The organism is Altererythrobacter sp. (assembly GCF_050299635.1).
Taxonomy (GTDB): Bacteria; Pseudomonadota; Alphaproteobacteria; order Sphingomonadales; family Sphingomonadaceae; genus Erythrobacter.
In genome coordinates this window covers 59,545-69,849 of sequence record NZ_JBNKWF010000018.1, presented here as the reverse complement: position 1 = coordinate 69,849, position 10,305 = coordinate 59,545, and the positions used below count along the sequence as shown (strand labels likewise).

At 60.3% G+C, this 10,305-nt stretch carries 5 protein-coding genes, 1 tRNA gene and 2 pseudogenes; 4 read left to right on the top strand and 4 right to left on the bottom strand.

The genetic code is table 11. The features are described 5' to 3' along the window. Nucleotides 1-48: 48 nt before the first annotated feature. Nucleotides 49-1,785, bottom strand: a complete 1,737-nt coding sequence (locus ACQY6C_RS10745; protein ID WP_427968575.1) for an alpha-L-fucosidase — start codon at nt 1,783-1,785, stop codon at nt 49-51. A 326-nt stretch (nt 1,786-2,111) separates the two neighbouring features. On the opposite strand from ACQY6C_RS10745, the pseudogene ACQY6C_RS10740 reads away from it, so the two are divergent. From ACQY6C_RS10740 to ACQY6C_RS10730, 3 genes and pseudogenes are all read left to right on the top strand, one after another. Then, nucleotides 2,112-2,857 (top strand): annotated as a pseudogene (locus ACQY6C_RS10740) (IS6 family transposase). 281 nt (nt 2,858-3,138) lie between these two features. Then, nucleotides 3,139-3,249 (top strand): annotated as a pseudogene (locus ACQY6C_RS10735) (IS6 family transposase); the annotation flags it as partial. 141 nt (nt 3,250-3,390) lie between these two features. Beyond that, a complete protein-coding gene (locus tag ACQY6C_RS10730) occupies nt 3,391-4,413 on the top strand; it encodes an IS110 family transposase (RefSeq protein WP_427968573.1) in 1,023 nt (340 codons plus the stop codon). Nucleotides 4,414-4,954: 541 nt separating this feature from the next. Here the strand turns inward: ACQY6C_RS10730 and ACQY6C_RS10725 are convergent. Both ACQY6C_RS10725 and ACQY6C_RS10720 read right to left on the bottom strand, forming a co-directional pair. Then, a tRNA-Val gene (locus ACQY6C_RS10725) sits at nt 4,955-5,029 on the bottom strand. A gap of 188 nt (nt 5,030-5,217) precedes the next feature. Then, nucleotides 5,218-7,509 carry a TonB-dependent receptor gene (locus ACQY6C_RS10720; RefSeq protein ID WP_427968571.1) on the bottom strand — a complete coding sequence of 764 codons (2,292 nt, stop codon included), beginning with the start codon at nt 7,507-7,509 and terminating at the stop codon, nt 5,218-5,220. 166 nt (nt 7,510-7,675) lie between these two features. Here ACQY6C_RS10720 and ACQY6C_RS10715 point away from each other — a divergent pair, with 166 nt between their 5' ends. Next, nucleotides 7,676-8,335, top strand: coding sequence for a TetR/AcrR family transcriptional regulator (locus tag ACQY6C_RS10715; protein WP_427968570.1), 660 nt, complete (start codon nt 7,676-7,678; stop codon nt 8,333-8,335). A 15-nt stretch (nt 8,336-8,350) separates the two neighbouring features. On the opposite strand, the gene sppA is transcribed toward ACQY6C_RS10715, so the two are convergent. Next, a complete protein-coding gene (sppA, locus tag ACQY6C_RS10710; protein ID WP_427968568.1) occupies nt 8,351-10,228 on the bottom strand; it encodes a signal peptide peptidase SppA in 1,878 nt (625 codons plus the stop codon). Between the last annotated feature and the right edge of the window lie 77 nt (nt 10,229-10,305).

Sequence of the window (10,305 nt, the reverse complement as noted above, 5' to 3'; positions counted from 1 at the left end):
ACACGGCACTGGGCCGCCTAGATTCGCTCCGCGTCTTGCCCGCGCTGCTTAAAATTCAGATGAGGCGGCACCTGCAATCCGAAACACGACGGCAGTCTTGGCGGCCCCATCTCTTGGGTAGTCGATTTCCAACGATCCGGCCCTTTGCCGCCAGTGCAGCGGCCGTGGGTGTCCAAGCATCGTGACCTCAGTGATGGGCGACTCAAGCAGCCCGGCGTCAACCCCAAGCGACACGATACTGACGGTCGCGCCGGGCTCGGGGACGGCCAAAGCGAACGCATAGAGCGCGCCATCGCGGCCCACCACGAAACGAAAATCCTGCGGGCCAAAGCTGAACTCCGCATGCTCTTTGCCGAGTTTGCCGCCCGGCAACTGCTTCAACCGGCCCTCGACGATCTCTCCTTCGCCAGGCACTTTCCAGGCGCGGCTTCCGTAGATCGCGCTGCCGTTGACGCGCATCCAGTCGCCGACCTCGCGCAGCATCCGCGCGCTACCCTCGTCGAGCGAGCCGTCAGGGAGCAGGGCAATGGACAGCGCCGCGTTGCCGTCGCGAGCGACGGCTTCGATCACATAACGGATCATCATCCCTGCGTCGTAGGTAAAGCCGGGGCTGTAGAACCAATCGCCGACGGGCGCTTCGGCGATCCAAGGCTGATCGGTCTTTATCTCGGAAGGAGCGCCGTGTTCCTCGGTGTTGACCGTGCCGTTCGTGCGCGGCCGGAACTTTACGATGCTGAACGTATCGACCTTGCCGCGTCGCTCGATCGACCGGTTGTAGTAGTGCGCCATGACCCGCTGTAGCGCGTCGGACTTGTACCCTGTACCCGTGCCAGAGCCGCTGAACGGCTGGCGATCGGTGCCATCGGTGTAGATAAAGTCTGGATCATAATGATCGATGACGTCGATCATCCTCAGGCCCCACTGGGTGGAGTACCAGTGCGCATAGTCGAGGTGGCGCGAGAATATACCGGGGGCCGGCACGTTCCAATCGGTGTTCGCGGCCTCGGTAACACCCTGGTATTCGCGCAGATCGATGCCGTAGAGCAGCCGCGGGTCGAGTCCTTCCCACCATTTGCCCTCGCCATCCGCGAGCCGGAGGTGGCCGTCATAGGGAACACCGGCCCTTGGCCCTTCCCGGTCGGCGCCGAACGCGGTCTGCCACCAATACCAGGTGTATTCGTGGTGAAACGTCACCCCGTAGCGCATGCCTGCGGCTTTCGCTGCGTTCGCCCACTCCGCGATCAGGTCTCGTTTCGGACCGATGCGCGTCGAGTTCCACGGATGGTGCCGCGAGTTCCACAGATCGAAATTGTCGTGGTGCACGCCCTGCACGATCAGGAAGCGCGCGCCGGCGTCGCGGTAAATCTGCGTGAGCGCCGCGGGATCGAGTTTGGTGGGATTCCAGTCGCGCAGCACTTCCTTGTAGCCTACTTCGGACGGGTGCCCGTAGTTCTCCAGGTGATTGCGGTAAGCGATATGGCCGGGCTTGTAGAGATTGCGTGCATACCAGTCGCCGCTCTGACCGGCCGACTGCGGCCCGAAATGCACCCAGATGCCGAACTTTGCCTCGCGCAGCCAATCCGGGGGGCCGGGGTAGTTCGTCTCGATCGAGCTCCAGGTGGGTTCGAATGGCCCGACCGCTATTGGAAAGTCGAGCTTCACTTCGGGGAATTGCTCGGCCGACGCCATGGGCACGGAATTTTCCGGTGCGGGCGTTGGAATCTCCGGCTGCGGCGCGGCCGCTGCGGGTCCGCCGCACAAGAAGGAAAAGGCAATCAGGAACAAGGGTACACACCGACAAACTGCAAAGGACGGGCGAAACCGTTCGATCAGATGGCGAGATGTCGGGTGGGAGGCGCGAGTCTGGAACATGAAGATGGCACTCAATTGGCTAGGGGGATTCTCACGCAGTCAATTCTGCTCTGCTGGCGCGAAGCTGCCCTTCTGATCTCGGGTTGTTTGAGCAAGGACGGGAAGCATGTCGGCCATTATCTGCTTGATCGCCCATAGCGACCGCTCCGACAAGGTCTCGTATACAAGAAACCCCAATTGAAGCGGGAGGTGCTGTCAAAAGGACGGCGACTGAACGACTAGCTTGCTAGCCGGCTCTAATGAGCAAACCCAAGAATCCGTTCGCCTACTTCCACTCATCGCCCGACATTATCCGCATGGTCTTGATGCTTTATGTGCGATATCCGCTTAGCCTTCGAAACGTCGAGGACCTGCTGTTTGAGCGCGGTTATGGCCTGTGTCACGAAACCGTGCGGGCTTGATCCTCGCCATGCCCCCGGCATGGCTGCGGGTCGCGCGGTGGAACCGGTTTGGCCCGATGTTCGCGGCCGACATTCGTAGACAGCGGGTTAGCCGGATGCGCGGCTTCAGGCAGTGGCGCTGGCACCTTGATGAGATGTACGTGAAGCTGAACGGCGAGATGGTCTATCTGTGGCGAGCTGTCGATCACGAGGGCGAAGTTCTCGAGTCCTACGATACGAAGAAACGGGACAAATCCGCCGCTCTTACCTTCATGAAGAAGGCGTTGAAGCGCCACGGGAAGGCTGAGACTATCGTCACCGACGGCCTGAAATCCTATCCCGCTGCAATGAAGGAACTCGGCAACGAGGACCGTCGCGAGATGGGGAGGTGGCTGAACAATCGGGCCGAGAACAGTCACCTTCGATTCCGACGAAGAGAGCAGGCTATGCAGCGGTTCCGGCGGATGAAGTCACTGCAAAAGTTTGCATCCGTCCATGCCTCAATTCACAACCACTTCAATGCAGAACGTCACCTCGTCGATAGACAAACCTACAAGAACCGCCGCTCAGCCGCGCTGGCTGAGTGGCAAACTCTCATGGTCTGAAGCACGAGCGGGGTAGGGCGAGCTCTGCCATGTGGAGAGCAGTTAGCGTCCGACTGACAGCTCCCTTGGTAGTCATGGGTGGCTCTCCTCGATCGGAGCAGCACCATGCTGCTCCCACCACCCACAGCCTCGGAAGTTGCCCATTCGAGCTCCGAGGCGGCTGCGGCGAGGGTCGCAACGCCGCAGCCTTGTCACACACCCATGCTCACATTGACTGCGAAGTCCAATGGAATGTGCAGGAAAGGCTCAGCTATCTGCAAGAGGCGAGATCGCGCCAAAGACACGCCAGCGTCTACAATCATTTCAACTCTGAACGCCACCTCATCAGCCGCCAAACCTACAAAGCTCGCCGCTCTGCCGCATTGGCCGAGTGGCAGTCACTCATGGCCTGAATGGTCCTCGGGGTAGGGGCGCCTTTGCCAAGTGGAGACGAGTTAGGGTTAGACTGATGGTGTGGACGGCTCCACCCGACGGCATCGCAATGTGCCATGCTGGTGCTGTTGTAGACCGGCAATGAGGAAGGAGCCGCCCACATGGATATTAGCACGATCGGTATCGATTTGGCCAAGTCTGTCTTTCAGCTTCACGGGGTTGATGCTGAAGGCACGGTCGTTCTTGAGAAGAAGGTGCGCCGCGCTGCCTTCCTTGCGACGCTTGATAAGCTACCACCGTGTGTAGTTGGGATGGAGGCATGCCCGACATCGCATCACTGGGCGCGTCAGATCAGAGCTTTGGGACACGACGTTCGCCTGATCCCGCCAACCTATGTGAAGCCCTATGTCATGCGGCAGAAAAACGACGCTGCCGATGCTGCTGCGATCTGCGAAGCGGTCTCTCGTCCGCATATGCGCAGTGTCGCAATCAAGAGTGAGGAGCAGCAAGGCGTACTGGTTCTGCACCGCACGCGCGATCTGCTGACACGCCAGCGGACGATGATCCTCAACGCTATTCGCGGGCACATGGCCGAGTTCGGGATCGTTGCTCCGCAAGGGGCGCGCCGTGTCGGTGAGCTCATCAAGCGTGTGCGGCATGGGGAATGTGCCGGCGTACCTGAGGTGGCCAGGCAGGCCATCCTGGCCATGGCCCTACAGCTGGAAAGCCTTGAGCAGGAGACCAATGCGCTCGAACGTGAGCTCAAGATCTGGCATCGCAGCAACGCTGCCAGTCAGCGCCTTGCCACGATCCCCGGTGTCGGGGTGATCACGGCGACAGCACTTGCCGCAAGCGTGCCTGATGCCACTGTCTTCAAGTCCGGGCGTCAGTTTGCCGCGTTCCTGGGATTGGTGCCACGCCAGAACTCGACCGGAGGTAAGAACAGGCTAGGCCGTATCTCGAAGATGGGAAATGGTTATTTGCGTAAGCTGCTCGTGATCGGTGCGACCTCCGTGCTGCGCCGTGCGAGGAGCGACGAGCAGAGCGGCACGCCGTGGCTGCACGATCTGCTTGAGCGCAAGCCGGCTCGACTTGTCACGATCGCGGTTGCCAACAAGACCGCCCGAACCGCATGGGCCTTGATGAAACGAGAGGAGGTCTACCGCAAACCCTCTCTCGCATGAGATTGTGAGGGCAGATGGAAGTGATGTTGCTCAAAGGGACCGATGTCGGGACACTCCGAGGTGCTGTCAGGGCGTCATAGCTCGATAGACTGATTGGAACCCGACAAGCGGACTTCATCAAGGCCAGCGGCAAATCACACCGCATAAACAGGCCGGACACATGACCGCATCCCACAAGGATCAACCATCACTCAATCAACCCTTGCACAACCGGAGCCGTCCACACATGACAGCACCGTTGAAATGCTTTGCAGCCTGACGTCGGCTCATCCCTTCCGAAACCGCCAGTCGCACCTTCAGATTAAGTTCCACGGTGCAGATCCCCTGACCCTCCTGCACTCGTGGCAGAAGGGGAATAGGTGGACAACTTTTACGCCGCCCGAATCGGGACTATCCCGCCGCTACCGTGGACGAATTTTACACCGCCGCTCTCATCACGGCACACTTCTGGACCGTGGCTTGCTCAAGAGAAATCCAGAAAAAAGCTTTTTCATACTTTTTTCATACTCGAACCACGAGGCCATCTAAGTCATTGAAAAGATGGTGGGCGCGGCAAGGATTGAACTTGCGACCCCACCCGTGTGAAGGGTGTGCTCTACCACTGAGCTACGCGCCCGCCCGTGGACCGCAGGCGACAAGGCCTGCCGGACAGGGGCGCGCCATTGCCACTTCGCGCCGCGCTTGGCAAGCGCTCAATTGGCTCCCTGGCGGGCCTGAAAATGCAAAGGCGGCCAGCATGCACAGGGCACGCTGACCGCCATTGTCCCGCCAAGGGTCCGGCAGGACGGTGGGAACTTTATCGGGTCAATATTCGAACGTAGCCGTAACGAAGACCTGCCGCGGATTGCCGTAGAATGCCGTCAGCGTGCCCTCCGGCCCAAGCGTCGGGATCGGGTAACCATTCGCGCCCAGCGGAATCGCGCCGGTTACCGGATCGGTCGCTACGAAGGTGTAGCCCGAGGTCTTGTATTCCTTGTCGAACAGGTTCTTGCCGAACACCCCAATCGACCAGCGATTGCCGGGCGCCTTGTAGACCACGCTGGCATCCACCAGAGCATAGCCGCCTTGATCAATATAGGGATTGGGAAGCTCGAACTGATTGGTCTTGCTGCGATAGCTCGCAGTTGCGCCCATGTAGAGATCACCGTCACCCAAGGGCATGTTGTAGCTGATTGTGCCCGAGCCAGTGAACTCGGGTGTGTTTTGCACCTTGCGGTGTTGCGCCACGTCGGTTGGCACGCCGCCGATATTGGTGATGTACTCATCATATTTGGCGTCGATCCAACCAGCCGATGCGGAGAGCGAGAAGCCGCTCCCCAGCCGCGCGCTGCCTTCGAATTCTATACCCTTGAAGCTGGCCTTGCCCGCATTGGAAACGATGCCGCAGAAGGTCGGCAGCCCGCCCACGCTACATGCGACCGAGCCCGGGATCTGTACATCGGTGTAATCGGCATAGAACCCGGCGACAGCCACGTTTACCCGGCCGTCCATGAGGCTGCCCTTGTAACCGAGCTCATAGCTGTCGACCTCTTCTGGCCGAAAGCTGAGGAAGCTCGCAACTTCGGCGTCGGTCGGATTGCCGGGGCTGGCCGCCGGAGCATTCGCGCCGACACCGCGCGGGTCGAACCCGCCGCCCTTGAAGCCCTTTGAATAGCTTGCATAGATGTTGTGGTCCGGCGTCGGCATGAAGCTGATCGATGCGCGCGGGGTGAACTTCTTGAACTTGCGGCTACCTGTGAAATCGGTCGAAGGAGCGCCAAAAGGCACGCCTGCTCCGCCAAAGATCGGCGAACCGCCACCAAGGTAGTTCTGGCGCAGGATCGAAGCCGTGCGCTCATCCCAGGTGTAGCGCCCACCGACCGAGAGCGAGATCTGGTCGGTCAGGTCATAGGTGAAGTCGCCAAATACCGCATAGGTTTCGGTATCAACGTCAGCCTCAGTGAATGCCGTCAGACCCGGGAACATGGTGAAGATACGCACATCGAACAGCGTATCCGCTTTGGCGTCGAGGTAGTAGAAACCCAGCAGGCCTGTCAGCGCGCCGCCATCGTCCCACAGCAACTGGACTTCCTGGCTGAGCTGCTCGTTGAAATAGCTGCCCGGCACGTCGAGATCGACTGCCGGGAGCGCGTCGAAATCGATTGGCGTATCGGTCGAATCCTTGCGCCAGGCAGAGATCGAACGCAGCGTCAACGCGTCGCTGAACTCGATCTCGCCGCTCATCATCACGCCATAGGATTCGACGTCTTGCACGGGATCGTTGAGCGCGCCGCGTGTATCGAACACATTGTCGAGAACGGGCGCTCCCGAATTGAGGCCGGGGATCAGCCGGTGGCCGCCGCGTGGGTTGCTCTTGTCGCGAGTGTAGTCGCCCTGGATGCGCAGGAATACCGGTTCGCCATAGCCGCCCAATTCCATGCTCGCCCGGCCGGCCCAAACGTCCTTGTTGTAGTTTTCAAGGCCATTGGTGAGATTGTCGCCAAAGCCCCCGCGCGAAAGCCGGGCAATTGATGCGCCTACGCGTACCAGATCGCTCACGGGAACGCCGGCTGTGACAACGCCTTCGGCCTGATCATAGGTGCCGTAGGTCGCGCGCGCCTTGAAATAGGCATCTTGCGGCAGACGCTTGGTGACATATTTGACCGCGCCGCCGATCGTGTTGCGGCCGTAAAGCGTGCCCTGCGGTCCGCGCAGGACTTCGATCCGCTCCACGTCATAGATGTCGAGCACCGCGGCTTGCGGGCGGTTGAGATAGACATCGTCGAGATAGATGCCGACGCCTTGCTCGAAGCCCGAGACCGGATCCTGCTGGCCGATACCGCGGATGAATGCGGACAGGGTGGAGTTGGTAGCGCGGGACGATTCCAGCGTCACATTGGGCGCAATATTGCCGACATCGGTGATGTCGAGCGCGCCGCGTTGGGCCAGTTCCTCGCCAGATACCGCGGTGAGGGAGATCGGCACGTCGATCGCACGTTCCTCGCGCCGGCGCGCGGTGACGACGATGACATTGCCAGCCGATTCATCAGCCGCGTCTGCCCCTGCCGTATCCTGAGCCAATGCTGTTGCAGGCGCGATCGCAGCCGCAAGTGCCATTCCGCCGCATCCCGCCAAGAGAGTGCGTGCGTAGTTAGAATCGAAAACTGACATGATTCTCCTCCCAAAAACTTTCTGCCGCCGCGATATTGAAAGTTGAACCACCTTTCAAGTTTTGACTTGTTTCCCCCTTGCATCTCGCTAAGGGATGTGGCGGGAGGGCAACATGGACACGACGTCGACAGCCGGAAGATCAACCGAACCGACAGCCGGTGCGGCATCCGGCGATACAAAACGGCCGCGCACCGAACGCGGGCGGCGAACCCTGCGCAAGCTGCTCGATGCAGCGGCCGTCGAGTTCGGCGAGAAGGGTTTTCATGAGGCGTCGATCAGCAGCATCACGCGCCGTGCGGGTGTCGCTCTGGGCAGTTTCTACACCTATTTCGACAGCAAGGACGCGCTGTTCCGTGCGCTTGTGGGTGACATGAGCGAAGCAGTGAAGGTCAGTGCGCGCGATGCCATCAAGCCGGGTATGAGCGCGCTCGAGATCGAGCGTGTGGCGCTGGCAGCATTCCTCCAATTCTCCAGTGAGCATCGCGAGATCTATCGGATCATCGACGAGGCCGAGTTCGTTGATCCCGAAAGTTACCGCCGACATTACGAGACGGTCGCGCAGCGCATTGCCGAACGAATAGGTGCGGGTGCCGATTCCGGCGAGTTTCGTGACGGGCTAGGCGAGTTGGAAGCCTGGGCGCTGATGGGGATGAACGTGTTTGTTGGCCTGCGCTACAGCGTTTGGGGCGATGGCAGCGAAGATCCGGCAGATATCGCGGCGCAGGTCAACGATCTGATCGCCAGGGGAATTGCCCGCAATCCTGACGATTAGGGTCCGGTCCGGACCCTAGTTCAACAGCGCCGCCAGCTTCATGATCCAGTTCTGCGTGCTCGCCGCGGTCCCCGTCCGCGCTGGGCGTGGACATTCGAGGCACAGCGCCTGCACACCCTTCAGACCCATGAGTCGCTCGAAATCCTGCTTGATCGATGCAGAGACTGTGCCCTGCTTACGGGCCACCATGGCGAAAAGATCGCCATTTGTTTCCGTTTCGCCGGAGCTGTCGCGCAGCAATTGCCTTACCAGCGAATCATAGGGGCTGACGCTGGCACCGAGATAGCGCGCGTGCCAATTGCCATCTTCAAGCTTTGCCTGTTTTGCCACCCAGCCAAGCGCATCGTCGATCCCGCCAAATTGATCGACCAGTCCAAGCTGGCGGGCGCTGCCACCGTCCCACACGCGGCCCTGTGCAATACGATCGACCTCTTCAGGGCTGATCTTGCGGTTCTCGCTCACCAGCGCGATGAACTTGGAATATGTGCTTTCCACGCTGCCCTGCAGGATCGCATCCACTTCGGGCGTGAAACCTGCGACAAGGTCAGGCTGGCCTGACAGTGGAGTAGTACGAAAGCCGTCGGCATTGACCCCGAGCCGGGACGCTGTTCCCTCGAATGTGGGAATCACCGCGAATACGCCAATCGATCCGGTGACCGTTTCCGGTTCGGCAAAAATTCTGTCCCCTGCCATGGAAACCCAATAGCCGCCGCTCGCTGCCAGATTGCCCATCGATACCGCAACGGGAATTCCGCGTGCCTTCTGCCGCAAGATGGCTTGCCGGATTTCCTCTGACGCCAACACCGATCCGCCTGGCGAATCGACCCTTACGACCAGGCCTGCAAGATCGTCATCCAGCGCATCGTCAAGCAGATCGGCGATGCGTGTGCCGCCCGCCACGCCTGGCCCGGCGTCGCCGTCCACGATCTCGCCCGCGACTGTGATGACGCCGATTGTCTTGCCAGGCTTGCCGGGTGCGGTGTCGGCAACATAGGGCTTGTATTCGGTCGTGGCATAGCTGCCCGGCATGTTCTCCCACGGATGCTCACCGGCCAGTTCCGCGACGTGCTCACCAAATTTTACGCGATCGCCCAGTTCGTCGACCAGTCCAGCCGCCAGCGCCGCCTTGGCAAGATCTCCGCTCGAAGTCTGCACCCACTCGACGGTGTTGCGTGTCACCTGATCTAGGTCGAGCGATGGCCGTGCCGCCTTCACATGGGCTTGCCATTCCTCCCACAATGCACCGTAAAGCGCGGCGTAATTCTCGCGCGCCGCATCGGACATGGAATTGAGCATGTAGGGCTCGACTGCGGATTTGTATGTGCCGACGCGATAGATCCGGGCGTTGACGCCCAGCTTCTTGAACAGGTCTGCATAATAGAGGTGGCTTCCACCGGGCCCGGCCACCACTGCGCCACCCATCGGATCGAGCCAAATCTCGCTGGCGTGCGATGCCAGCATCATCGCATCGTCGCCATAGGCGATGGCGAAACTCAGCACCGGCTTCTTTGCCTTCCTGACGCGATCGATGGCTTCGCCCACCGCCTGCAGATGCACCTGCCCACCGCCCACGAACCGTGAAAGGTCGAGCACGACCGCCTTGATCCGATCGTCGTCGGCAGCGCTATCCAGAACCTGGATCAACTCGCGCGCAGGATATTCGCTCACAGGTGCTTCCTGGCTCAGAAGCGCCTGCAGCGGATCGATTTCGCTCCGTTCCTCAACGATGGTGCCGTCAAGCTCGATCACCAGCGCGCCTTCGCGAACCATACCGGGATTTGGCCTGGCGGAAAGCACTGCAAACAGCATGGCAAAGAACAGCAACAGGAACAGCAGGGCCAGCCCGTCCTTGATCCCGACCAGCAGCCGCCAAACCTTGCCTGCAAAACTCATAAGTGACGCTTCCTGTTGTCTCTTTCAGCCAAGTTAGGGCCTTGGCTGGAAAGTTCCACCGGAAATGACTGCATGAA

What these genes read in the sequence shown, in the direction of transcription:
- ACQY6C_RS10730 (WP_427968573.1), top strand. Translation starts at nt 3,391, where the DNA reads ATGGATATTAGCACGATCGGTATCGATTTGGCCAAGTCTGTCTTTCAG.
- ACQY6C_RS10720 (WP_427968571.1), bottom strand. Translation starts at nt 7,509, where the DNA reads ATGGCACTTGCGGCTGCGATCGCGCCTGCAACAGCATTGGCTCAGGAT.
- ACQY6C_RS10715 (WP_427968570.1), top strand. Translation starts at nt 7,676, where the DNA reads ATGGACACGACGTCGACAGCCGGAAGATCAACCGAACCGACAGCCGGT.
- sppA (WP_427968568.1), bottom strand. Translation starts at nt 10,228, where the DNA reads ATGAGTTTTGCAGGCAAGGTTTGGCGGCTGCTGGTCGGGATCAAGGAC.